The organism is Gracilibacillus sp. HCP3S3_G5_2 (genome assembly GCF_052063305.1).
Taxonomy (GTDB): Bacteria; Bacillota; Bacilli; order Bacillales; family Amphibacillaceae; genus Gracilibacillus.
This window is the reverse complement of sequence record NZ_JBQHXU010000001.1, coordinates 264,223-289,809: the sequence shown is the minus strand read 5'-3', so window position 1 is coordinate 289,809 and position 25,587 is coordinate 264,223. Positions and strand designations below refer to the sequence as shown.

The following is a 25,587-nucleotide window of genomic DNA, read 5'->3' as shown; positions in this document are numbered from 1 at the left end:
TTTCTAAAAATTATACTTGTTTTGCAAGTTTGTTTTGCAAATAATACATCCGTCCGAACAAGGTAATAGCACCAGCAGAAAGTCCGACAATTAACCCTAACCAATAGCCATAAGCATCCAAATTCGTATAGTTTGCAAACAACCATCCACTAGGTAGTCCAATTAACCAGTAGGAAACTAGCGACATCCAGAAAGTAATATTGACATCTTTATATCCACGTAAAATCCCTTGAACGGGAGCACCAACCGCATCGGCAAACTGGAAGAATATTGCATAATAGAGGAAGTGCTTCGTTAGCTCAATTACTTCCGGATGGTCACTATATAACCTGGCAACATGGTCGTCTAATAAATAAATGACGCCACCAGCTAGAAAAGCAATGATAACACCTGAGATAATCCCCATATAAGAATAAGCTTTTGCATCATTCATTCTTTTAGCGCCAACTTCAAAGCCTACTGCTATCGTTAAGGACATGGCAATGCTTAATGGAATCATATATAAGAAAGAAGCAAAATTTATAGCTGCTTGGTGGGCAGCGATCGTATTAGTACTATAGACACTTAACATGAATGTAACTGCAGAAAAAATACTTACTTCAAAAAAGATCGAAAACCCGATTGGAACGCCAATTCGTAGTTGACTGAACCATTCTTTCAAGGATGGCTTCTTAAATCGATGAAAAATACGGTGACCCCTAAATGGACGTACATAATGAACAATACAAATAGATAAGATTAGATTGATGACATACGTTAATGCCGAGGCAATTCCTGCACCAATCCCTCCAAAAGCAGGCAAACCTAACTTTCCGAAAATGAAAATATAATTAAATAAAATATTTAAAGGTAAAGAAGTCAAAATGATTGCCATAGAAATTCTAGTGTGCCCAAGTCCATCAATATAAGAACGCAATAAGTTATAAACAAAAAGCGGAATCATCCCTAATCCAATTGAAATGATATAGTACTTTGCAACATGCTGTACTCGATCTTCTAAATCCATCAATGATAAAATGGGATCGATCAAGAAGGCGCCAATCAAGGTCACCACAACACCTAATCCAATGGATAAATAAATACCCTGTTGAACAGTAAAAGGAATTTTTTTCTCTTCATTCGCACCTGTCAACTGGGCAACAATTGGAGACATGGCCATTAATATACCGACAATCGCCATTTGTACTGGTACCCATAAACTAGAGCCAATCGCTACTCCAGCAAGATCTGCAGCCCCTGCTCTTCCTGACATAATCGTGTCAAAAAAGTTCATTGCGTACATACTTACTTGCGTGATTAGAATCGGTATCAGTATAATCATAAAGAGTCTTATTTTTTCTTGTAGTGTTTTTGTTTGATACATAATTCATTCTTCCTTTTTTACAGTCGTAGAAGGATTATAACATATTTTGTTAAAAGAGAGGACGTTTTTATTTATGACCACTAAACAAATCATTTTTACCGGTGGAGGTAGCGCTGGGCATGTGATGGTGAATTTGGCAATTATCCCTGAATTTTTAGAAGATGGTTGGACAATTGATTATATTGGCTCGAAAAATGGGATCGAGAAGGATTTAATTGAGCCGTTAGAAGGGGTGACGTATCACCCGATTTCCACAGGAAAACTACGTCGCTATTTTTCCAAGGAGAATTTTAAGGATCCATTCAAAGTATTGAAAGGTACTTGGCAAGCTCACCGAATTATTGGCAAAAAGAAACCTGCAGTTATTTTTTCCAAAGGCGGTTTTGTCTCTGTTCCCGTATTAGTGGCAGCTCGGATGAAAGGTGTACCTGCAGTGATTCATGAATCAGATTATACACCTGGCCTTGCCAATAAAATAGCAATTCCCTTTGCTAAAAAAGTGCTGGCAACTTTTCCTGAGACACTTAAATATCTTCCGGAACAAAAAGCAGAATGGATTGGAGCCGTTGTTCGCGAGGAGCTTTTTACAGGAAAAAGAGAAAAAGGCTATGCTTTAACCGGCTTTACCAATAAAAAAAATGTGCTATTAATTATGGGAGGAAGTGTTGGGTCTAAAAAGATTAATGAAGCAGTTCGTAAAGGATTAGATGAATTATTAAAACAATTTCAAGTCATTCATATTTGTGGGAAAGATAATATTGATAACTCTTATGAACAAGAAGGCTATGTTCAATATGAATATGTGCAGGATGAATTGAAGGATTTACTGGCAATAACTGACTTGGTTTGTTCTCGTGCAGGTTCCAATGCCATTTTTGAATTTTTGGCATTAAATAAACCGATGCTACTGATTCCATTGTCACTTCAAGCAAGCCGTGGGGACCAGATTGTCAATGCACAATCCTTCGAAAAACAAGGCTATGCGAAAGTTTTGGAAGAAGAGGCATTATCAACCAATTCGCTAGTTCATTCTCTATTAGAATTAAAACAAGATAAGTATGAAATAAAGGATAAGATGAGTCAATATCGTTCCAGTGAAGCGAAACAGAAAGTAATTAATATTATAAAGAGTCAGGTTAAATAAGCAGTTTATTTTGGAAAAATCAAACAGCATACTAAAATAGAGATTGAATATTCATTACAAAGGAGGCGTTTCTAAAAATGAGTTTAACTACTACGGTAAAGCTGAACAATGGAATAGACATACCTGTTATTGGACTGGGTGTATACAAAGCAGAACCAGGTGATGAGGTCTATCATGCGGTACGCTCAGCCTTAGATTTAGGATATCGTCATATTGATACGGCTTCTCTATATGCCAATGAAGAAGGAGTTGGTCAAGCAATTATTGATAGTGGCATTCCCCGTGAAGAAATATTTGTTACAACAAAAGTATGGAATGACGAACAAGGGTACGAACAAACAAAAGCAGCATTTAAGCATAGTTTAGAGCGTCTACAAATGGACTATGTTGATTTATACTTAGTACATTGGCCGGTTCCAGGTAAATTTAAGGAAACCTATAAAGCACTGGAAGAAATATATCGTGAGGGGAAAGCGAAAGCAATTGGAGTAAGTAATTTTGAGCCTCATCATTTAGAAGAATTATTAAAAGAAGCTGAGGTTACACCAGCAGTTAACCAGGTAGAATTACACCCGCAGTTGCAACAACGAGCAGTAAGAGACTTTTGCAAAAAACATGATATAAAAATAGAAGCATGGGCTCCATTAGGCAAGGCACGCTATTTTGATCATCCGGTATTACAGGAATTAGCTGAAAAATATAACAAAAAGCCATCACAAATTATTGTGCGTTGGCAATATCAAAGTGGTATTATTACGATCCCTAAATCTGTTCATAAGTCTCGTCAACAAGAGAATGTAGATATTTTTGATTTTGACTTAACAAATGAAGATCTCGAAAAAATTAATAGAATGGATGAAGGCAAACGGATTGGCGCCCATCCGGATGAGTTTGATTATGGGGTCTAAAACATCGATTAAAAGGAAGAATGGATACGGATGAAGGAAAGAGGCTAACTATAACTCTAATAAGAAAAATAGTGGGTAACATCATCCGTCGATGACCTTACCCACTAGTCTTAGTATGTTTTATATACGATAAAGTCCTTGCGGAAGACCGAGTTATTTCTAATTTCCTTTTTTTACTAAGTCTAATTTCCCTGTTGCCGGGTCAATTACCAATCCATGTACTGGCACATCTTCAGGTAACAAAGGGTGGTTCTCAATCATTCGTACGGACTGTTCCACATTTTCTGTGACGTCATCAAAACCTGTTAACCACTCTTTTGGCGCTTTATCGAGGCTGTCTATTGCTTTTTGATCGATTCCTTTTTCTTTCATTAAATCAACGAACGAATCGGTATTGAAACCATTCATTCCACAACCATGATGGGCGATTACAAACACTTCGTCGGCTTGTAATGCGTGGATTGCTACTAAAATACTTTTCATCGTACTATCATAAGGATCAGTTAAAATAGCACCTGCATTTTTAACCATCTTCACATCACCATTTTTTAAATTTAGTGCTTTTGGCAATAACTCGACAAGACGAGTGTCCATACATGTAAAGATTACTGCACGTTTGTTTGGGAATTTATCCGTTTCATAGTCCTCGAAACCTTTTTCTTCCACGAATTTTTTGTTAAAATCAAGAATTTCATCTATTAACATCTTGTCACTCCTTCCCTGTTAAATTCTAATATAAAACAAGTTAGTATTTCCATCAATCAAAATGATATAATAAAATCATCAGTTTGTTTATGAATGAGGTGTAATATGAAACCTTCGGACGACAAAGAATGGGATATAATAGATAAAGATTTATACGAAGAGATTGATCCGGAAGAAATGTATGAGATAATTCAAGAGGAACGGCAAAAGCTAAAAGAAAAAGAGCAAACAGAAGCAAATCAGAAAAAAAAGCCGCTGATCTCCAAATGGGTAATTTGGTTAATTGCTATAGCGATGTTTATTCAAGTGATAGCGATCCTCCCTCAAACTTTTTCCATTCCAGCTATCGAATTCATCCAAACATCAGCTCGTTTAATACAGGATGAAACAGTCGGAGAGTATCGTGAAGCAGTTGTCGTGATTGAAGGTGAGGATAATAAAGGAACTGGTTTTGCTATATCAGCAGATGGATACATCATCACCAATTATCATGTGATTGAGGATCAACCGAGAATAACTGTCGCTTTCCAAGATGATGGTCTTTATAGTGGTGAGGTAGTTGAAACCTATCCGGAATTTGATTTAGCTATATTGGATATTGAAGCAGAAAATATTCCGTATCTGGAACTAAGTGATACAAACAGTAATGAACAGCTAGAGGATGTTCTTTTTATCGGAAATCCGTTACGATTTAACAGGATTGCCAATGAAGGGGATTTAATTGGGATGACACAGCTATCTTCTTGGGAGAAACCAGTTTATATGTTAGATGCTCCAGTATATCGTGGGAATAGTGGTAGTCCGATAATAAACGGACAAGGCGAAGTAATTGCGGTTATTTTTGCCACACAAAAAAATGAGGAGCATGGCAGGATTGGTTTGGCTGTTCCGATAGAATATATCTACAATCAATGAAATAAACACAAACTCTCAGTATGAAAATATACTGAGAGTTTGTTTATTTAGGCAAAATATTATATATCGTCACTATAATCAAGGGTATAAAGAACTATTAATCCGGGTTTAGTTCTATGAGTATTTGATCATAGTGAGTAAATGTATCTATTTTTTGCAAATAAATTTTAATGATTTGTAATTGAATCATGGTAGATAGAAACAATAATTTCTTTTATTCTGTATAAAGCGACAAAAAAACTGGTGAAAGTATACTTAATTTTTATTGATAACAGACAAAAAAACATAAATATAAAACGAATTTTATAAAGGACTGGTGGTGCCGAATATGATAGAAAGCCAGTTAATCGATAGAGAGTATAGACTAGAAGATCAAATTGAATTGATACAGCGAGGTGATGAGTACTTACGTAATGATATAATCAAAGCATACCAACCGTTTATTGCAAAATGTGTTTCGGACGTTTGTAAAAGATACATTCAAAAACAAAATGATGAATTTAGTGTTGGTATGATTGCTTTTAATGAAGCAATAGAGATGTATTCGCGGGAGAAAGGCTCTTCTTTTCTTGCTTTTGCGCAAGTTATCATTAAACGAAAAGTGATTGACTATATTCGTAAAGAACAGCGACAATATATGAACCCTGCTCTGAACATAAATGACGATGAAGAATTAGAAGAAAGCCCCTTACAAATTTCAGAAGCAAAAAAAATATTTCAGCTGGAAGAAGAATCCTGGCACCGAAAACAAGAAATTATCGAATTATCAGAAGAATTAAAAATGTATAAAATATCGTTTAAGGAGCTTACGGAAATTTCACCGAAGCACCAGGATGCCCGTGAATCAGCAATATATGCTGCCAAGCAATTAATAAATGATCGGGATTTAAAAGATTATGTTTTTCGTAAAAAAAGAGTACCTATTAAGAAATTACTTAAGGTTGTACCTGTCAGTAAAAAAACGTTGGAGAGAAATCGAAAATATATTCTAACTGTATTTATTATCCTTACAGGTGATTATGTGTATTTAAGAGAATACCTTGAGGGGGTAGATCTGTGAAAAAAGGAATAATTGTGGAACATAAGTTACGATATACAATCGTAATGGATAAAGATGGTGTGTTCCACAAGGCAATACCAATGAAGGAAAAAGAAATTGGTATGGAAACCTTTTATCGACTAAAAGAGTCCTTTTGGCAATCATTTTTTATTTTTTTTAAAGGAGCGCTAATGTGGAAAATTATTCCTATGGTGCTCATGTGTTTATTGCTGTTAAGTCCTTTATACATATGGGTTTCAGATAATAAGGCTTATGCCGTGGTTAGTATTGACATAAATCCTAGTTTGAATATTACTATTGACGAAAAATATCACGTGCTTGATATTGATCCGATAAATGATGATGCTGAAAAATTGATGGATAATTTAGAGGTGAAAAATCATACCATAACATCGTTGACAGATAAAATTATTGAAATAGTCTCCACAGAGTCAGAACAAAAAGAGGCTGATCATCCAATATTAATGGCAGTAAGTTATTACAATGAACAGCAAGACAAACATATCGAAGATGAATTAGTTAATTATTATCAACAATTAGGATATCAAGTGGCCATTTATGAAGTTTCGGAAGAATTTAGAAAAATAGCAGAAACAGAGCATACATCTATGAATGAATTAACAGCACAAGCATTAAACAAAAATATAGGAGTAGATGAAAAGCAACTATCGTCGGACAATGTCTTGCCTCAACTTTCTTTAAATAATAAAGATAGAGAACTTATCGTAAATTTTTACAATCATGATGAAAAAGAGGGAGAGGCAATTCAGGAAGAAGCTGAAAGTGAACAACAAGAAATGATGGAAGACATAGAGGAGAACGGCGATAACGAAGTGTTAAAGAAAGAGACGGATAAACCCGCTATACTACCTACTAATACCAGTAATCGTTCTAGTAAGCAAAAAACTATAGATAATGATAAGCGGAGTAATGAAAAAAAGAAAAATGAACTAGCACAAAAGGAAAATAAAGATAAAGCTAAGAAAGTCAAAAAAGAAGCTAAAATAAAGAAAGAGAACCATGGGCAACTTGTAAGTGAAAAGGCAAAATCAAAAAAAGGTAATAAGGGTGAAAAGGTAAAAAAAGAAAAGAAAAATCGTCATAAACATGATAAAAAGAACAATAAAGAGAAAAAAAAGCATGACAATAAAAAGCAAAATAAACAAAAAAACAAAAAACATAAGCATTAACGAAGAAAAAGCCATCTCCAATCTAGAGATGACTTTTTTTGCAATATTTCCAACAAGTTTGTTTCTCCTACGTTTCTACATGTAGCAAAAAGGCATTTTAAAGAGAATTCTAAAAGTGATTCGATTTTTGCGTGAAGATGTACTTCGATAACACTTTATGGAGATGTCAAGTTCATTTGACTAATTAAGGCATGGTCAATATAATGCATGAGTTCTTCATGCGTGTTCATCAAGTTTTCTCTTGAGCTTGGATAATGATAGGCATGTAGAAATTGTTCGATTTTTTTGGATAGCAAATCATCATTCGTTCTGACCATTAGTACAAGTAAATCATCCCATTGCCCCCATAGAGTATAATATAATGCTTTATCATAATCAATGTTATCCAACGTATAATCCCCCTTTTCTAGCTTATCGAAAGTATTGACAGAACGTTCCAAAAGCGGGTGCTTTTTTTTAATCTGCGTAGGTCTATTCAAATATGCTTGACCGATGATTTTCATGTTATTTGGCGCTCTGTGCTTTTCGAAATTTCTTTTACTTTTCGTGTTGGGGAATTATTATTATTGTGTTCCTTTTACAATGAAAAAGTCGGAAGAACTGTTGGTCTCGTTACCAAAAATTAAATAACATAACTCATTTTGTTTTCATCCATACTATTCATGATCTTAAAAAAAGGAGGGAAACAGATGAAGTTACCAAAGCCAGCTTTAGCGCTAACTTTTGCTGCAACGTTAACACTTGTAGCATGTGGTGGCAATGAGAATGGCCAAGAATATAATGGTAGTCCAGCTCAGCCAATAGGTTATAATCAAACAGCTAATGACCCTGCTAATGACCGTGCCAATAATAGAAATCAAACAACAGATCGCGGACAAGGGAATATGAACCGTGATACTAGACAAAATGACAACAACCAATTCATGTTTGATGGACGAACAAACCGTGATGCAGATAATATGACAAACTCCAGACGTAACGGTACTAATTATGAGGTAGCAGAAGAAGCAGCTGACCAAATTGAATCTGATGTGCCAGAAGTTGACCGTGTATATGTATTAACAACAGATAATAATGCATATGTTGCGGCATCATGGGATAAACGAACAAATGAAAATTCAAATCAAAACAATGAAGAATTAAGCCAAGAAACGAAGGAAAAAATCACCGAAGCAGTTAAATCGGTTAATAATGATATTGATAATGTCTATGTTTCAACAAACCCAGATTTCTTTGATTTAGCTGATCAATACGCCACTGATGTAGAAAATGGTAACCCTGTGGAAGGCTTTTTCAACCGTATAGGTAATATGATCGAAAGAGTTTTCCCTACCGATGAACAATAATTAAGATTAAGAGCAAGTATCTTCGGATGCTTGCTCTTTTACATTGGAACAAGTATTACTACTGACTGATCTTCTTTTATTGAAGTGCCATTTTTGCATATGAAGCGTTTTTATGCTATATTAGTGTCAATTCCGATAAATCAGAGTAAAATAGTATGAATTAAACATAATGGAGGAGTTTGTCATGGGGAGAGAGTTTTTAGAGGTGTTTGAGGAGTGGGCGTCTACTTATGATGAAGCAGTTACAGGACATGACCCTCAGTATAGAGATGTTTTCCAGGGATATGATACAATATTAGATGAAGTTGCTCAACTGGCTAAAGGCACGGTAATGGAATTTGGTGTAGGCACCGGAAATCTAACAAAAAAAATGTTGAATAAGAATGTAAACGTAATTGGTATTGAACCATCTGCTCCAATGAGAGAGTTAGCAAAAGAAAAATTGCCGGATGTAGAGTTACTGGAAGGTGATTTTTTAGAATTCCCATTACCAGATAAGCCGATAGATACAATTGTCAGTACGTATGCCTTTCACCATTTAACAAAAGAAGAGAAAAACAGAGCGATTGGTAAATTTTATACGTTGCTCACAAATGGTGGCCGTGTTGTATTTGCGGATACGGTTTATGAAAATCAAGAGGCGGAACAGAAAATCAAACAAGAAGCGAAGGAATTAGGCTATCATGATCTATTGGAGGATCTGAACAGAGAATACTATCCAACATTAGACGATCTACGTCAGCTTTTTGAACGAAATGGTTTTCGTTTTGAAGCAAGGCAAAAAAATAAATTTGTTTGGTTATTTGTAGCAGAAAAAATAGAGGAGTGATGAGAAATGACAAAGAAAATGAATGTAGAAAGCTTTAATTTAGATCATACGAAAGTAAAAGCTCCATATGTTCGTCTTGTAGGGGTTACTACAGGAGAAAACGGCGATAAAGTTTTTAAATATGATATTCGTTTCTGTCAGCCAAATAAGGATCATATGGAAATGGCAGGTCTCCATTCCATAGAACACTTAATGGCAGAAAATATTCGAAACCATATCGATAATGTATTGGATATAAGCCCAATGGGGTGCCAGACGGGATTTTACCTTGCAATTATAAATAATGACAGTTTTGATGAAGTTGTTGAAGCATTAGAAAAGACTTTGCAGGATGTATTAGAAGCAACGGAAGTACCAGCATGTAACGAAGTTCAATGTGGTTGGGCAGCTAACCACAGCTTGGAAGGTGCAAAAGAAATCGCAAGAAAGATGTTAGCTGGAAAAGACGAATGGCATATCGTTTTTGCTGAGTAAAAGAGGGATTAGATTGGCACTTTACAAAAATATTCAGGAATTAATTGGAGGTACACCGCTAATGGAGTTAACAAATTTTGAACTCCCAACCGGTGTACGATTGTTTGCAAAATTAGAATTTTTTAATCCTGGTGGAAGTATTAAAGATCGCTTAGGATTACATTTGATCGAAACAGCGTTAGCATCTGGTGAATTGAAAACTGGTGGAACGATTATTGAACCTACAGCTGGTAACACCGGAATTGGAATTGCGTTAGCAGCTGTTAATAAGGGATTTCGCGTTATTTTTGTAGTTCCTGAACACTTTAGTCAGGAGAAACAGCTACTAATGAAAGCTTTAGGTGCTGAAATTGTCCATACCCCAAGAAAAGATGGAATGCGTGGTGCAATTGAAAAAACAAAACAACTGTTAGCAGAAATCCCAAATAGTTATTCGCCACAGCAATTTGAAAATCCGGCCAATCCAGAAACATATTATCAATCATTAGCTCCAGAAATTGAACGGGACTTAGATGGAAATGTTTCTGTTTTTGTTGCTGGTGCGGGTACTGGTGGAACTTTTATGGGAGCTGCCCGCTATTTTAAAGATAAAAATCCGAATATTAAAACCGTTATTGTTGAGCCAGAAGGTTCTATTATTGCGGGAGGCGAAGCTGGCCCCCATCGAACAGAAGGTATTGGTATGGAATTTTTACCAGTATATATGGACCGTGCCATATTCGATGCGATTCATACCATTGATGATGAAGATGCGTTTGATATGGTAAGACAGCTAGCTGAAAAGGAAGGACTACTAGTAGGAAGTTCTTCAGGAGCAGCGATGGTTGCAGCATGGAATGAGGCAAAAAAAGCAACGCCAGGCAGCAACATCGTTACCATTTTTCCGGACAGCAGTGAACGATATTTAAGTAAAGATATTTATCACGACGTTAAGTGACCGCAAAACCCTACCTCAGGTTGAAGTAAGAAAAAGAATGAAGTGGGGAAGAATAGGAGGTATTACGATGAAGCGTAAAACAAAAATGGTACATGGTGGCATCACAGGGGATGAAAACACAGGTGCTGTCTCTGTGCCAATTTACCAAGTAAGTACTTATAAGCAACCTGAAGCAGGAAAGCATACAGGCTATGAATATTCTAGAACGGGGAATCCGACACGTCATGCACTAGAAATGGTTACCGCAGAACTCGAGAATGGTAAAGCTGGTTTTGCCTTTGCCTCTGGTATGGCAGCAATAACGACTGTCATGATGTTATTAAAAGCAGGTGACCATGTTGTTCTAACAGATGATGTATATGGAGGAACCTATCGTTTAACGACAAAAGTATTAAATCGTATTAATTTGGCACACACATTTGTAGATACAAGTGATATCGCAGCCGTAGAAGCAGCAATTCAGCCAAATACAAAAATACTATATATTGAAACACCAACTAACCCATTGTTAAAAGTAACTGACTTAAATAAAATGAGGGAAATTGCTAATAAGCATAACCTGTTATTAGTGGTGGACAATACATTTGCGACGCCATATTTCCAAAATCCTTTAGACTTTGGTGCAGATATTGTCCTACACAGTGCAACAAAATATATTGGTGGCCATAGTGATGTTGTATCTGGACTTGTTGCTGTTAATGATGAAAAACTGGCTGAGGAACTCCACTTTATTCAAAATTCAGTTGGAGCTGTGTTAGGGCCACAGGATTCATGGTTGCTAATGCGGGGGATTAAAACATTAGGATTACGAATGGAAGCAATTGAACAAAATGCAAACAAAATTGCAGCATTTTTAGCACAACATCCAAATGTCGAAAAAGTCTATTATCCTGGACTTGGATCACATCCAGGTCATGATGTTGCTAAACAACAGGCAGAAGGGTTTGGAGGCATGATTGCGTTTGATGTCGGCAGTGGTGAAAAAGCGGATCATGTATTGAGTAAAGTAGATTATTTCACTTTAGCAGAAAGTCTAGGAGCTGTCGAAAGCTTAATTTCTATTCCAGCGCGAATGACACATGCATCCATTCCAAAAGATCGTCGCGAAGAGTTAGGCATTACCGACGGACTAATTCGTCTCTCTATTGGAATCGAAGACGTCGATGATTTAATAGCTGATTTGGCAAAAGGTTTGGACTAATAGAAAACACTTATCTTTTTACGAGGATAAGTGTTTTTTTATTACAAGGAAGACATAACAGACGGAGGTGTCCATTATAAACGAGATGATGGAGATATATGAACTTGCAAAATGACAAAAGTGTCTATCAAGCATTGCTCAACGATGAAAACAGCAACCAATCTAATTCTCCCTCTTTTCTCAATCTTTTTTAATGAATGATTCACTCATTCCATGTTAAACTATGGAAGTATAGAAGTGAAAGGGCGTGATGGCCATGAAGGAAGTTTTGGAATATCTCGAACAACATAAAGAGCAACATATGGAAGAATTGAAGGACTTTTTACATATACCAAGTGTCAGCACCGATTCTTACCATAAAGATGATGTCAAAAAGGCAGCGCAGTATGTTGCAGATTATTTAACGGACGCTGGTTTTGAAACAGTGGAAATACAAAAAACAAAAGGGCATCCACTGGTATATGCTGAATGGATGAACGCTGGTAATGATGCACCTACTGTCCTATTTTATGGTCACTATGATGTACAGCCACCTGATCCACTTGATGAGTGGAAAAGTGACCCGTTTCAACCTGAAATTAGAGCTGGACGAATTTATGCCCGCGGTGCTAGTGATGACAAAGGACAGGTTTTTATGCACCTTGTTGTATTAAAGGCTTACCTGAAAGCAACAGGTTCATTGCCAATCAATGTGAAAGTATGTATAGAAGGAGAAGAAGAGATTGGAAGTGCCAATCTTTACGACATCTTGCATGAACAAAAAGATAAATTTCAAGCAGATTTTGCAGTCATTTCTGATTCGGGAATGGTTGCCAAAGATCAGCCAACTATCCTATATGGATTAAAAGGCTTTACTGGATTGGAATTCACATTGAAAGGACCTGCCAATGATTTGCATTCAGGTTTATACGGTGGTGCGGTGAAAAACCCCGCAATGGCAATGGCTCAACTTCTAGCTACGATGAAAGATGAAGAAGAAGTTGTGCAAATAGCTGGCTTTTATGATCGTGTAGAGCCGCTATCCTCTGAAGAGCGTGAACTAATTAAGGATGCGCCAAGTGAAGATTATTCAGAATCTACTGGCGTGAAAGAGACAATTTCAGAAAAAGGATATACAGCAAAGGAACATACGATGGCTAGACCGACATTGGAGATTAATGGTTTATTTAGTGGTTATCAAGGTGAGGGTACGAAAACGATTATACCTGCAGCAGCGACAGCTAAATTAACGTGTCGACTAGTACCAGGGCAGGAACCGGAAGAAATTCAAGATTTATTAGTAAAGCATTTAGAAGATCATGTACCAAAAGGTGTGGAGCTAACGATAAAACGTGAACCTTTATCTGCAAAAGCATATAAAGTGGATCCAGATCATCCGCTTATTGCGAAAGCGGCAGAAAGCTTTGAAGAAACGTTTGAAAAAGAAGTGGTATATGTTCGTATGGGTGGCTCAATACCTGTTGTAGAATGGCTTGATTCGATTTATGATATTCCTGTGGTATTACTCGGGTTTGGAACACCGGATGATCGATTACATTCTCCGAATGAAAGTTTTCCAGTTGCCCATTTTGATAAAGGGATGAAGACCATTGCCCATTATTGGAAGAAAGTGAAAAATCTTAAACAATAGACTATGGTGAATCAAAAGATTGACAATATACTGTAGGGATGTTAATTACTTGTGAGCATTCATCATAGTTAATGAAGGAGCATGTAATATGTCAATCTTTTGGATGATGATTTCATTGTTGGTTATCGTCTTTTTAAGCCACTTATTTTATACACGTTATATACCGGTAAAAGGAATACCTTGTGTAGAGATCGATCAACAGCTTCAAGATGAAAAATTAACCGTGGATATTCGTGATTACCAGGAAGCAGATAATAATAAAGTAGCAGAAGCAATAGTGATCCCACTTCCATATCTGAGAAGACATTTTCAAGAAATCCCTTCTAGATCGGTCCATATTGTTGCGTCCAACCATTTGGAAAAAAATATGGCAATTCGTTTTTTGAAACAGAAAGGATTTGAAATAACAGGTTATACCCTTACAAAATGTAACTGCAAGAAAAAAATAGGAAAGTTGGCATAAATTGGATAATAAACCTTACTTACGAACGAAAATAGGTAAGGTTTATTTTTTTGTCTTTTTGTTGTGGTAAAATTGTCTCAAAATCTATTGTCGCAAAAAGGGGAATCATCCAGTGAAAATGCCATTCAAGAAAAGAGAGAAAAATGCTTCCACTTCATATCACCAGGAATTGGATGTTAATTTAGAGATAGGAGAGGGGAGTATGTATGCTAGACAACTACAAATGATCGATTTAACCAAGAAAGACCTCATCATCCTTAGACAGATTAAGCCCTGGGTGGAGGAATGTATAGATCAAATTGTTTCACAATTTTATAGCAATATTGAGTATGAAAAAACCTTAAAGAAGATTATTGAGGAAAACAGTTCTATTGATCGATTAAAAGCTACCTTAACAAAGCATATTCAAGAAATGTTTTCCGGGACAATTGATCAACAATTTTATGAAGCGAGAATAAAAATTGCCAAGATTCATTTTCAAATTGGGTTACAGCCAAAGTGGTATATGAGTGCTTTTCAAGGTTTGTTCAATTCTTTAATGGCGATTTTAAATGATAAAATTACAGATAAAGCTTTTCTCTATCAAGCAATATCAGCCACCTCGAAAATATTAAACCTTGAACAGCAACTAGTGCTAGAGGAATACCAAAATAGAATTCAACAAGTACATGACCAACAGGAAGCAGAAAAAGAAACACTCCATCAACAAATTAAAAACACATCTGAACAATTAGTGTCTGTATTTCAGCAATCAAAAGCATCGATAGAACAATTAGTTCATCAATTAGAGGGTATTCTACAATACGCTCAAGAAGGAAGTAACACTTCTGCGGTTGTCGAAAAAAGATCCCATGACCGAAGGCAAGATCTTCAAATACAAGAGCAACAAATGGAAGAAATGGAAGTGAAAATGCAAGACATTAAAAAGGAGAGCAACAGTTTGACGGAAATCTCCAATCAGATCGAATCGATTGTCAGCATGGTAACAGATATTGCTGAACAAACGAATTTACTTGCACTAAACGCAGCAATTGAAGCTGCACGTGCAGGAGAGGATGGCAAAGGTTTCGCAGTTGTAGCCGATGAGGTTCGTAAGCTTGCAGAGCAAACGAAGAATTCTGTCAGCAGCGTAAGTGGACTTATTGAGAAGACTAATTCACAAGTAGACAACGTTATAGGCTATGTGGATGAAGTACAAGGTTCGGTTACAGAAGGTGTTCAAAATATGAAGACCATTTATCAATTTTTCGGAGAATTAGTAGACAACATGAAGCAGTTAAAAGGGCAGAATAATACAATTGAAGCAGAGATCGAAAACTTTTTCCGTAATCTAGATAATGTCAATCATTCCTTTAGCCAGATTTCCTCTGCTATGGAGGAGTTAGTAGAAATGACCAATAGTTGATAGAACCCCAAATCTGATAATGGGTGTCCTATTTTCGAGCACCTCTCATATATTATAGTGGAGGTGTTTTGTTTGAAACCAGAAGAGAAAAAGAAATTAGAAAAGTCGATACATGATATTACTGAGATCGCGAAAGGATTCGGCTTAGACTTTTATCCGATGCGTTATGAAATTTGTCCACCAGAAATATTATATACGTTTGGTGCATACGGAATGCCGACAAGATTCTCGCACTGGAGCTTTGGAAAACAATTTCACAGAATGAAGCTACAGTATGATCTCGGTTTAAGTAAAATATACGAATTAGTTATTAATTCTAACCCTTGTTACGCTTTCTTGTTACATTCCAATAGTTTGATTCAAAATAAATTGATTGTTGCACATGTATTAGCCCACTGTGACTTCTTTAAAAACAATGTTCGCTTTCAAAATACAAAGCGAGATATGGTAGAAAGTATGGCTGCCACAGCAGAGCGTGTGTCAAAATATGAGAAGCAATATGGAATAAAGGAAGTAGAAAGATTCCTTGATGCAGTGCTTTCTATTCAGGAGCATATCGATCCAACCTTATTAAAGGCACAACTTGATTGGCAAAAAGATGATGAAGAAGAAATACCACAGCCAAAAAGTACGGAATACGATGATTTATGGAACTTAGATCAGCCATCTTCTGCATATCAAGGAAGCCCAAGTAAAAAGAAGAAGAATTTTCCACCACAGCCGGAAAAGGATATTCTTTTATTTATCGAAGAACATAGCAGAGAGTTAGAAGATTGGCAACGTGATATTTTAACTATGATGCGGGAGGAGATGCTCTATTTCTGGCCCCAATTAGAAACGAAAATCATGAATGAAGGCTGGGCTACTTACTGGCATCAAAGAATCGTAAGAGAACTAGATTTAACAAGTGACGAAACAATTGAATTTGCCTCTTTGAATGCAAGTGTTGTTCAACCTTCCACTACACAAATTAACCCATATTACCTCGGAGTAAAAATGTTTGAAGATATTGAAGAGCGCTACAACAATCCGACAGAAGAAATGAAACGGTTTGGTGTAGAGCCTGGTTCAGGAAGAGAAAAGATTTTTGAAGTTCGAGAAATAGAATCAGATATTTCTTTTATGCGAAATTATTTAACAAAAGACCTTGTTGAACGGGAGGATTTGTACCTTTTTCAAAAACAGGGACCAGAATATAAAATCGTCGAAAAAAATTGGGAAGATGTTCGAGATCAGTTGATTTCAAGTCGGTTAAATGGTGGTTTTCCCTACTTGACAGTTGATAATGGCGATTATTTGCGTAATGGTGAATTATATCTCCGTCATCATTATGAGGGCGTAGAGCTCGATGTACGTTACTTGGAGAAAACATTACCATATATTTATCAATTGTGGGGAAGAGATATCCATCTTGAAACCGTAATGGAAGAGAAAGAATGTTTATTCACCTGTAATGGCACAAAAGTAATGAAAAAATATTTATCCTAAATGGAGACTTTTACGTATGTTAGTACTTTGATGAAGCAGGAATTAACAGCAATTATGTCGAATTTACCTTTAACGAATGAGAATGGATGGATATATGAGTGAATAGCGAGAACCGAGTGTTTTTGCTCGGTTTTTCTTTTTAAAGAGCATTTGTGCAAAGAAGGTGAATAAAATGAAGGTTGTAGAAAAAGCAGAAATGACTGTAATAGGTATAAAGATAACAAGAGATTGGAAAGGTCTCATCCGTGATATGCCATTAAAGTGGGAAGAATTTAAAAGTAGATTAGTGTACATTAATCAGAGAAAGTCGGATGTAATGATGGATATAAGCCTAGAAGAAAAAAACACCATGTATACCCAATGTATATGTGTCGAAGTACCAAACGATGCTGAAATACCTGAGGGGATGGAAAAGATTACGATACCCTCAGCAAGATATTTACATCACAACCATGTAGGAAGTTTAGCTTCTATCGCAGAAACATTTGGTAAGATGTATCAGTATGGTAAAGAGAGCGGATTGGATTTAGATACGATGAAGATAGACATGGGGTATACGACTTCAGGAAATGAATCAACACATGATTTATACATTAAATTAATAGGTCAGTAGGTGCCTATTTTTATTATGGACAAATTACCTAAGCCCTCTTCTAACATATAGTGTTAGAGACAGGAGGTTAATGATTATGGAACCATATTATCCATCTCAACCATATATGCATGATCCAAACAGAAATATGTATCCTGAAAATGGCAAGCATCCATTTTCACCACTTGTTCAACGTGGCTTTCCGGATACAATTCCAGGAGGCAGTCCAACGTCACCACCACCATTTGGTCCTCCCGATTTTGGACAGGGGCCACAGGGGTTGCCGCCGACAACTCCCCCGCCCGCACAAATACCGCAGCAAGCTCAACCATTAGGGGACGGTCCCCAACTATTTGCGGTAGATCCTGGTTCAATGAGAGCGTGTTTGTTCCGATTCACCTATGTCTGGCTCAGCCGTTTTAATGCATTTTGGTTTTATCCAACCTTTATAGGCAGACGTTCTGTAGCTGGTTATCGCTGGACTGGTTTTAATTGGGTATACTTTGGTATTGATACAGAAAGAATTCAATCCTTTACATGTGTTTAAAATACCATAAAAATACACATGCGTTTTGCTTAGCAGTGAAACACGTGTGTTTTTTATTTTTGTGTCCGGAGAAGGTCAAGAGCTCAGTTTGAGCAGCTTGTTCGGGTATTGGAACCCAAGTATGCAGCACCATTTTTCGTTGTTTAAAGATCTAATGATGTGCAGCATGGTCTATCGATTGCTGTAATATTTTCATCACATGCTCATCATCTTGTGAATAGTAAACCGTCTTACCATCACGTTTATATTTCACGAGGCGCAAATTTTTTAAAAAACGTAATTGATGGGAGACATTTGACTGATTGAGCTCGAGTTCTTCGGCAATATTTGTGACGGAGAGTTCACGATTAAATAATAAATGTAAGATACGAATTCTTGTTGGATCAGACAACGCTTTAAAAGTCTGCGATACTAAAAAAAGTGTTTCTTCATCTAAAGGTTGATAGTTTTCATCTGGCATCGTACAGTCCTCCTTATAATCAATTACAATTATTTTCATCATGTTCCATTTCTGCATGAACACCTTCTATTTGAATAGTTGTATGAAGAATAGCAAATTCGTGTTGTAATAAATGAGCTGCTTTTTTTAATAGCTCATCACGGTCGACGTGCTCTTCTACAACCATATGACAGCTTAACGCAGGAAAATTTGATGTAATCGTCCAGACGTGTAAATCATGAATATTAATAACACCATCCAATTGGACTAATTTATCTTCAATTTCTTCATAAGATAAATGATCAGGGGTACCTTCCATTAAGATATGAAAGGACTCACGGGTAACTCGATAACCACTAATTAAAATGAGAACAGCTACGATAATACTTGCGATTGGGTCTGCCATGTTCCAATTAAAAAACATAATAAGGAGCCCAGCAACAATCGCACCAACCGAACCTAATAAATCACCGAACACATGCAACAAAGCACTGCGCATATTCAAGTTATCTTTTGTATCTCCACCGTACATCAAAATAAAGGCAACGATAATGTTGACAATAAGTCCGGTAATGGCAATCCACAACATCATCGGGCTTACATTAGGAGGTTCCAAAAAGCGATGATAGGCTTCATAAAAAATGTAAAGAGAAATAGCTAGTAATGTCACGCCATTGATAAATGCCGCTAATATTTCAAAGCGTTTATAACCATATGTTTTTTGTGAATTGGCTGTTTTTTCACTTAGTTTGAATGCAAACAGACTCAGACCTAAAGCGAACGCATCGCTTAGCATGTGTCCAGCATCAGATAATAGCGCCAAACTATTGGTCCAAATACCTCCAATAACTTCCACAACCATAAATGTTGCAATCAATATAAAGCTGATCAACAATGCTTTTTTATTACTTGTATGATGATGATCATGATGATGTCCCATACCATATCTCCTTTCAATATAACAAATGAACATATATTCATATTATAAAATGAATCATCGTAATGTGCAAGAAAAGAGCGAATGCCCAGAAAAAAAATGACCAGAAATAATCAGGTCATTAGAAGGGTAAATATGGTAATAAGGTACCACCGATTAATCCAATTATAACGATTATCCAAGATGGTAGTTTCCAAAATGCCAGCAAACTAAAAAGAATAGCTGCTAAAATAAAATCTTTTGTCTCTAAAATAGTGCTTGTCCAAATTGGTTGATAAAAGGCAGCGATTAACAGTCCAACAACTGCTGCATTGACACTTAGTAAGGCACCACGCACAGATGTAACGTGGCGTAATTTATGCCAAAAAGGTAAAGTACCAATAATAAGTAAAAATGCTGGCAAAAAGATAGCAACTGTTGCGAGTAATCCACCTGGAACCCCACCTATTACCGTTCCAAGATATGCCGCGAAGGTAAAGAGAGGACCTGGTACAGCTTGTGCTGCTCCATAACCAGCTAAAAATTCTTGTTCCGTAATCCAGCCAGTTGGGACGAACTCTTGTTCAAGTAAAGGTAAGACAACATGTCCGCCACCAAATACAAGAGCCCCAGAACGGTAAAAGCTGTCAAACATCGCGAGCCATTGCCAATTTGTTAGCTGGCTAGCAATCGGAAGGAAAGCTAATAAGCTAAAAAATAAAGTAATACTAATAAGACCAGTCTTTTTTGATAATGTTAGTTGTAGCCTAGCAGGTTGTTCATCATTCGCATGATTTTGGAAAGTGATCATTCCGATTATAGCTGCAATTAGAATAATAATCACCTGGGTAACAGTAGTTTGCCACGCAAGCATGATAGCTACAGCACTTAGTGCTATTGCTTTTCGGGGTAGATCAGGGGTTAATTTAGCACCCATTCCCATAATAGCATGGGCGACAACCGCCACAGCAACAACCTTCAAACCATGGATAAAGCTTGCATCATAAAAAGCAAACTGGTGTAAAGCTAGTGCAAATAAAATAAGGACTATCACTGAAGGCAAGGTGAATCCAAGAAATGCCAGAATGCCACCGAGTATCCCTCCACGTATGATCCCGACCCCAATGCCGACTTGACTGCTGGCAGGTCCAGGTAGGAATTGACATAAGGCTACTAAATCTGCATAAGCTTTTTCATCGAGCCATTTTTTTCTACGTACATATTCTTCATGAAAGTAGCCTAGATGTGCCACAGGACCACCGAACGAAGTGAAGCCTAAACGAGTAGCAATCCACAAAATGATGAAATAATCACGAAAGCTATTTTTTTCTCTCTTCATACAAACCTCCTGATTAAAAATATCTCCGTAAAGTATAGCAATTCCATCAAATGACGACAAGGACTGGATTGTAAAGTTTTGATTAAGTGTTAACAAAGAGAAATCACCATTTGGAATGGTTTCCTTAATAGCCTAAATTAAATACGAGATAATGAGTTGAATGGAGATTAGTCAAAATTGAATAATAATGATCATTACAGCGAGGATAATAATGACACTGCTAACGAACAGAAGTGCATAGGTTTTGGATGTGTTGGCAACTTGAATTTCACTCCAATTTACGGGCTGAATACCACTTGTCCAAAAAACAACTATCGCTGAGAATAGAATAGCACTGATATTGACCATTAAGAGAATAAAAGGGGTAAGGGCTTCCTGAAATGCAAAATCTCCCAGCATCATCCCAAGTACAACAGCAGGTGGTAGTAATGCAACAGATACCATGACCCCTACTAATGCCTCGGACACACGTTTAGCAAATGACATGGCACCTGCAGTACCTGCTGCAAGGGCAACGATAATATCCATCAGTTCAATATTTGTCCTAGCCAGAAACTCATCACTGTTAATCGGCAAATGAAAGAGAAGACCAAAAACAATTGCTATCACGATTGGAATTGACAGTCCATATAAGCATGTAAGGACTGATTTTTTCATTAATTTGTAATCACCTAATGTGGCAGCGAAGGCGAGTGCTGTAAAAGGTCCAATCAATGGTGCAATTACCATTGCGCCTATTACAATGGCAGCACTATCCTTGACGATTCCTGCTGTCGCAACCAAGGATGATAGCACTAACATCCACAAGTAATTCATGCTAGAAGTGCTAGATGATTGGACGACATTATATAATTCATGCCTGCTTGCACGAGTAATCTCCTTTTGTTTTTCCTCTGGATCCTCTTGTTCTTCTTCATCGTCGACCTCTATTCTAGGTACATAGGTAGAAATGTTATAGAGTAGTGCCCGGATATTTTCCTGGCCACGGTCATTTACTTCAAGGAAGTCTAAAATCTCTTCAGCATGTTTTTTTTCAATTAATAATTTTGCTAATTGTTCCTCTTCTGAGATTTTTGTATACCATTTTTCAATTACGTGATATTCTTCGACTTCTTGTAGAAAACGTTCGAATCGGTGGGAGGGAATGTAGACTTCAATCAGTTGCAGTTCCATGATGTTCGTCCTTTCCATGATAGTTTAAATCGATGATGTCTTTGCATGTCCGCTGAGAAAGCAGTGAAAAATACATGCATTATTTAGGATATCCAATTTCCTAAACGAATTGTTTCCAAAAAAATTATTTCTTATTTTCTTGAAATCGGTTTTAGCAAATGGGAACCTTACACTTTATCTTTGAACTGCATACTTTGCCTTCGCCTCTTTTGGAAAACGGAGAGTGATCGTTGTTCCTTTATTTAATTCACTTTCAACATCGATGTCTCCTTCATGCAACTCGACTAGATTTTTAACGATCGCTAAACCTAATCCAGTTCCACCGTTAGCGCGGGAACGAGATTTATCTACGCGGTAAAAACGCTCAAATAGATAAGGTAAATCTTCTTTTTTAATCCCAATACCAGTATCTTTTACAAGAATTTTCACGTTATCAGGCTCTTCCATTACTTGAAGAGTAATGCTGCCTGTTTCCGTATATCGAACCGCATTTTCGACGATATTCGTTAACACTTGGTCAAGTCTACTTTTGTCCGCGAATAAATAGACAGTATTTTCCGGTAGATCCAAATTCATTGTTAATCCTTTCTCTGAAGCCCTAAACTGAGATCGTTTGATCATCTCTTCTGCCAATTTATTGATATTGATATCTTCTTTATTTAAATCTATTTTTCCTTCTTCAATCTTGGATAAGTCAGTGAGATCATCCATTAAATTACTGATATGATCTGTTTCGTTTTCGATAATTTCTAAAAATTCATCCCGTTCTTCTTTACTTTGATACATCTCATGCCGGACTGCATTGGCGTATCCCTTAACATAGGTAAGTGGTGTCTTCAGTTCATGGGTAATATTCGAGAAAAACTCATTTCGGTTTGTCTGATATCGCTCTAATGTTTCGGATAAATGATTGATCGCCTTGGCTAAGGAGCCAATTTCGTCATTTGCTTTATAGTCGACACGCAGGGAAAAATTCTTTTTTTCAGCAATTTGTTTAGCGACCTTCTCCATTGCGATCAGCGGTGCGCCTAATTTTTTTGAAATAAAGAAGGTAAACCCAATTGCTAAGATAACGGCACCCATACTTGCTAAGATCACCAGTACGATAATGTTATGAATGGAATTGCTAATAAGTCCAAACGAAGAGAATAACACAACACTACCCTCGTTTTCTCCTTGATTGGTGATTGGTTGTGCCACCTTTAAATACGTAGTGCTGTTAAAAGTGTACTCTTCGACGATGGTTTCCCCGGCTTCTAATTGCTTTATTTGGGGGTTAGCAAGTACTTCATCTGTAATATCTTCATGCCAGTTCGTTTGCAAAATCGTTTCGCCATTTTGATCAAGGATAACAGCACTTGTATCTGTCATATCAGCCAAGTGCTCTAATAATTGGAGGTTGTCAGGGTCGTCTATATGATTTACTTGCCCTGCATATTTTTCTGACAACTGTACTAGCTGCTGTTCCGTTTGGTTCATCGAGTAGTTTAAAATGAGCTGTAAAATAATATAGCCAAGTGGTACTAAAATAATAAGTTGTAAAAATAAGATGGTCGCTCCAAGCTTAAAAACAACACTATTTAGTTTCATTGTCATCCCCCTGGTCAAATTTGTAACCAACTCCCCATACTGTCTCTATCGGCTGATGGGAGATTCCCGCTTTCTTTAATTTATCTCTTACATAACGAACATGGGAATCGACTGTCCTTATATCAACAATATCGTCCAATCCCCATATTAAATCTAACAGCTGATCTCGCGTATACACTCGGTTCGGATTCGATGCCATTAAATAGAGCAAATCAAATTCTTTCGGACTGTATTTAACTTCCTTTCCATTAACTGTAACAGTATGGGAATCTGGATCAATATTTAATTCCTTGAATTGTAATGTTTTGGTTCTTTCCTCATCCTTTTGAAAATGTCGTAGCTGTACCTGAATCCTTGCTAATAATTCCTCAGGTTCAAAAGGTTTTACTACGTAATCATCTGCTCCAATAGTTAGACCTTCTACTTTTTGAGAGGTTTCGTTTAGGGCAGTAAGTAAAATGATCGGTACATCCGGTTTAATTGTTTTCATTTTCTTACATGCTTCTATACCGTCTAATTCAGGCATCATAATATCTAATAGAACGAGATCGACCTCGTTTTGTTTTAATTTATTGATTGCTTCATTGCCATTTTCTGCTTCAAGCAGCCGGAAATCTTTTCTTAAATATAAAGTTAACATCATTCTCATTTGTTTTTCATCATCGACAAGTAATATCGTCTTCATTGCTATCCCTCTCAAACTTCATTTTTGTCCTTACCCAAATAGTATAGAAAAATGTGATATTAGTAAAATGGATGGCTTTTTGTTTTTGAACAAATTATGACATTTACCGTTTCATCATAATTTCATCACATTTACCTGCCACAATGTAAGATAGATGTAATTTTACTTATTAAATAAATGGGTATGTACAGTATAGAAATGCTTTTAAGCGAAAGGAGTAACACCATGAATGCAATGAAGAAGCTCTTATATGCTCTCACTTTATTGTTGATTCCTGTTATGCTTGCAGGCTGTGAATCAAAATTACTTGTATTTGATCCTAAAGGGCCTATTGCAAGAAGTTTAACAGATTTAATCGTATATTCCATTATATTAATGTTAGTAGTCGTAGTAGTTGTTTTTGTGCTATTTGGCTACATTGTATGGAAGTACCGAGCTCGAAAAGATGACGGGAATTTCGAGCCAAAGGAAGAAAAGGGAAATCATCTTCTTGAAATTACTTGGTTTACCATCCCAGTAATTATTGTGATTGCTTTGATGATTCCGACGGTAAAGACAATATATGAAGTGGAGGATGTCCCACAGGGTTATGAAGAAGAAGAGCCTCTAGTTATCCATGTCACATCAGCCGATTGGAAATGGATATTCAGTTATCCTGAGCAGGATATTGAGACAGTTAATTATATTAATATTCCAGCAGATCATCCGGTTGAATTTAAAATGACATCCGCAGGAACGATGCAATCATTTTGGGTACCGGAACTAGGTGGTCAAAAGTATACGATGGCAAATATGCAAACTAACCTGTTCTTAGTAGCAGATAATCCGGGATCCTACTACGGAAGAAATACCAGCTTTAATGGTCAAGGCTATGCACATATGGAGTTTGAAGTGCATGCACAAACAAAAGAAGATTTTAATAAATGGGTAAATGATGTAAAAAATACCGCAAACGAATTAACAGAAGATACCTATAGTCAAATATTAGAGCCAGGCGTTTTAGGGCGTATGACGTTCAATGGTACACATTTAGACTGGATTGATCATGCGCATGGTGGTTCAGAAAAATATATAGATCCAGAAAAATACCGAATTACCCATGGAGAACATAGTGATCTTCATCAAGAGATTGACGAGAATAGAGAAGTCGACAGTTCAGAGCAAGATCTAGAAGAACACGATCATGAAGAAACGGAACACAGTGATTCTGACGCAACAGATCACTCACATCATTAATAAGAGGTGGTG

At 36.7% G+C, this 25,587-nt stretch carries 26 protein-coding genes; 17 read left to right on the top strand and 9 right to left on the bottom strand.

What is annotated here, in order from left to right:
- Positions 1 to 10: 10 nt before the first annotated feature.
- On the bottom strand, positions 11 to 1,363 hold the full coding sequence (locus tag ACTNEP_RS01470; RefSeq protein ID WP_441159768.1) for an MATE family efflux transporter: 1,353 nt from the start codon (positions 1,361 to 1,363) through the stop codon (positions 11 to 13).
- A gap of 73 nt (positions 1,364 to 1,436) precedes the next feature.
- Here ACTNEP_RS01470 and ACTNEP_RS01465 point away from each other — a divergent pair, with 73 nt between their 5' ends.
- Both ACTNEP_RS01465 and ACTNEP_RS01460 read left to right on the top strand, forming a co-directional pair.
- Positions 1,437 to 2,507: an undecaprenyldiphospho-muramoylpentapeptide beta-N-acetylglucosaminyltransferase gene (locus ACTNEP_RS01465; protein WP_441159767.1), complete on the top strand. Its 1,071-nt coding sequence runs from the start codon at positions 1,437 to 1,439 to the stop codon at positions 2,505 to 2,507.
- Positions 2,508 to 2,584: 77 nt separating this feature from the next.
- Positions 2,585 to 3,415 (top strand): aldo/keto reductase, encoded by an 831-nt coding sequence (locus ACTNEP_RS01460; protein ID WP_441159766.1) that lies wholly within the window; start codon positions 2,585 to 2,587, stop codon positions 3,413 to 3,415.
- A gap of 159 nt (positions 3,416 to 3,574) precedes the next feature.
- Here the strand turns inward: ACTNEP_RS01460 and ACTNEP_RS01455 are convergent, their stop codons facing one another.
- Entirely contained in the window at positions 3,575 to 4,120 is a 546-nt protein-coding gene (locus ACTNEP_RS01455) for a beta-class carbonic anhydrase (RefSeq protein ID WP_441159765.1), read from the bottom strand.
- Positions 4,121 to 4,225: 105 nt separating this feature from the next.
- On the opposite strand from ACTNEP_RS01455, the gene ACTNEP_RS01450 reads away from it, so the two are divergent.
- The 3 genes from ACTNEP_RS01450 (at position 4,226) to ACTNEP_RS01440 (ending at position 7,285) form a co-directional block, all read left to right on the top strand.
- A complete protein-coding gene (locus tag ACTNEP_RS01450; protein ID WP_441159764.1) occupies positions 4,226 to 5,035 on the top strand; it encodes a S1C family serine protease in 810 nt (269 codons plus the stop codon).
- 328 nt (positions 5,036 to 5,363) lie between these two features.
- Positions 5,364 to 6,095 carry an RNA polymerase sigma-I factor gene (sigI, locus tag ACTNEP_RS01445; protein WP_441159763.1) on the top strand — a complete coding sequence of 244 codons (732 nt, stop codon included), beginning with the start codon at positions 5,364 to 5,366 and terminating at the stop codon, positions 6,093 to 6,095.
- A complete protein-coding gene (locus tag ACTNEP_RS01440; protein WP_441159762.1) occupies positions 6,092 to 7,285 on the top strand; it encodes an anti-sigma-I factor RsgI family protein in 1,194 nt (397 codons plus the stop codon). Before sigI ends, ACTNEP_RS01440 begins: the two co-directional genes overlap by 4 nt.
- Before the next feature lie 155 nt (positions 7,286 to 7,440).
- Here ACTNEP_RS01440 and ACTNEP_RS01435 read toward each other — a convergent pair whose 3' ends face one another.
- Positions 7,441 to 7,674, bottom strand: coding sequence for a YhdB family protein (locus ACTNEP_RS01435; protein ID WP_441159761.1), 234 nt, complete (start codon positions 7,672 to 7,674; stop codon positions 7,441 to 7,443).
- Positions 7,675 to 7,974: 300 nt separating this feature from the next.
- Between ACTNEP_RS01435 and ACTNEP_RS01430 the strand changes: the two genes are divergently transcribed.
- From ACTNEP_RS01430 to ACTNEP_RS01380, 11 genes are all read left to right on the top strand, one after another.
- Complete coding sequence (locus ACTNEP_RS01430; RefSeq protein WP_441159760.1) at positions 7,975 to 8,631, top strand: YhcN/YlaJ family sporulation lipoprotein; 657 nt, start codon at positions 7,975 to 7,977, stop codon at positions 8,629 to 8,631.
- A gap of 184 nt (positions 8,632 to 8,815) precedes the next feature.
- Positions 8,816 to 9,460 (top strand): class I SAM-dependent methyltransferase, encoded by a 645-nt coding sequence (locus tag ACTNEP_RS01425; RefSeq protein ID WP_441159759.1) that lies wholly within the window; start codon positions 8,816 to 8,818, stop codon positions 9,458 to 9,460.
- A gap of 6 nt (positions 9,461 to 9,466) precedes the next feature.
- Positions 9,467 to 9,934 carry an S-ribosylhomocysteine lyase gene (locus tag ACTNEP_RS01420; RefSeq protein WP_441159758.1) on the top strand — a complete coding sequence of 156 codons (468 nt, stop codon included), beginning with the start codon at positions 9,467 to 9,469 and terminating at the stop codon, positions 9,932 to 9,934.
- Between the two features lie 13 nt (positions 9,935 to 9,947).
- A complete protein-coding gene (locus tag ACTNEP_RS01415) occupies positions 9,948 to 10,871 on the top strand; it encodes a PLP-dependent cysteine synthase family protein (RefSeq protein ID WP_441159757.1) in 924 nt (307 codons plus the stop codon).
- A 67-nt stretch (positions 10,872 to 10,938) separates the two neighbouring features.
- The gene (locus ACTNEP_RS01410) at positions 10,939 to 12,072 is read left to right on the top strand and encodes a bifunctional cystathionine gamma-lyase/homocysteine desulfhydrase (protein WP_441159756.1); all 1,134 of its coding nucleotides are present in this window, start codon (positions 10,939 to 10,941) and stop codon (positions 12,070 to 12,072) included.
- Positions 12,073 to 12,328: 256 nt separating this feature from the next.
- The gene (locus ACTNEP_RS01405; protein ID WP_441159755.1) at positions 12,329 to 13,702 is read left to right on the top strand and encodes a dipeptidase; all 1,374 of its coding nucleotides are present in this window, start codon (positions 12,329 to 12,331) and stop codon (positions 13,700 to 13,702) included.
- Between the two features lie 88 nt (positions 13,703 to 13,790).
- On the top strand, positions 13,791 to 14,165 hold the full coding sequence (locus ACTNEP_RS01400) for a hypothetical protein (protein ID WP_441159754.1): 375 nt from the start codon (positions 13,791 to 13,793) through the stop codon (positions 14,163 to 14,165).
- A gap of 118 nt (positions 14,166 to 14,283) precedes the next feature.
- The gene (locus ACTNEP_RS01395; RefSeq protein WP_441159977.1) at positions 14,284 to 15,570 is read left to right on the top strand and encodes a globin-coupled sensor protein; all 1,287 of its coding nucleotides are present in this window, start codon (positions 14,284 to 14,286) and stop codon (positions 15,568 to 15,570) included.
- Between the two features lie 72 nt (positions 15,571 to 15,642).
- Positions 15,643 to 17,058, top strand: coding sequence for a SpoVR family protein (locus ACTNEP_RS01390; protein ID WP_441159753.1), 1,416 nt, complete (start codon positions 15,643 to 15,645; stop codon positions 17,056 to 17,058).
- 172 nt (positions 17,059 to 17,230) lie between these two features.
- A complete protein-coding gene (locus ACTNEP_RS01385) occupies positions 17,231 to 17,671 on the top strand; it encodes a GyrI-like domain-containing protein (protein WP_441159752.1) in 441 nt (146 codons plus the stop codon).
- Between the two features lie 76 nt (positions 17,672 to 17,747).
- Positions 17,748 to 18,197: a hypothetical protein gene (locus ACTNEP_RS01380; protein WP_441159751.1), complete on the top strand. Its 450-nt coding sequence runs from the start codon at positions 17,748 to 17,750 to the stop codon at positions 18,195 to 18,197.
- A 151-nt stretch (positions 18,198 to 18,348) separates the two neighbouring features.
- Here the strand turns inward: ACTNEP_RS01380 and ACTNEP_RS01375 are convergent, their stop codons facing one another.
- The 6 genes from ACTNEP_RS01375 to ACTNEP_RS01350 all read right to left on the bottom strand — a co-directional run bounded on the left by ACTNEP_RS01375 (position 18,349) and on the right by ACTNEP_RS01350 (position 24,339).
- Entirely contained in the window at positions 18,349 to 18,657 is a 309-nt protein-coding gene (locus tag ACTNEP_RS01375) for an ArsR/SmtB family transcription factor (protein WP_441159750.1), read from the bottom strand.
- Positions 18,658 to 18,676: 19 nt separating this feature from the next.
- Entirely contained in the window at positions 18,677 to 19,576 is a 900-nt protein-coding gene (locus ACTNEP_RS01370) for a cation diffusion facilitator family transporter (protein WP_441159749.1), read from the bottom strand.
- Between the two features lie 118 nt (positions 19,577 to 19,694).
- Entirely contained in the window at positions 19,695 to 20,891 is a 1,197-nt protein-coding gene (gene chrA / locus ACTNEP_RS01365; protein ID WP_441159748.1) for a chromate efflux transporter, read from the bottom strand.
- A gap of 171 nt (positions 20,892 to 21,062) precedes the next feature.
- A complete protein-coding gene (locus ACTNEP_RS01360) occupies positions 21,063 to 22,064 on the bottom strand; it encodes a TIGR00341 family protein (protein ID WP_441159747.1) in 1,002 nt (333 codons plus the stop codon).
- Positions 22,065 to 22,238: 174 nt separating this feature from the next.
- A complete protein-coding gene (locus tag ACTNEP_RS01355; RefSeq protein WP_441159746.1) occupies positions 22,239 to 23,654 on the bottom strand; it encodes an ATP-binding protein in 1,416 nt (471 codons plus the stop codon).
- On the bottom strand, positions 23,641 to 24,339 hold the full coding sequence (locus ACTNEP_RS01350) for a response regulator transcription factor (protein WP_441159745.1): 699 nt from the start codon (positions 24,337 to 24,339) through the stop codon (positions 23,641 to 23,643). The genes ACTNEP_RS01355 and ACTNEP_RS01350 overlap by 14 nt, the downstream gene beginning before the upstream one ends.
- A gap of 234 nt (positions 24,340 to 24,573) precedes the next feature.
- Between ACTNEP_RS01350 and qoxA the strand changes: the two genes are divergently transcribed.
- Positions 24,574 to 25,575: a cytochrome aa3 quinol oxidase subunit II gene (gene qoxA, locus ACTNEP_RS01345; protein ID WP_441159976.1), complete on the top strand. Its 1,002-nt coding sequence runs from the start codon at positions 24,574 to 24,576 to the stop codon at positions 25,573 to 25,575.
- The last annotated feature ends 12 nt before the right edge of the window (positions 25,576 to 25,587 follow it).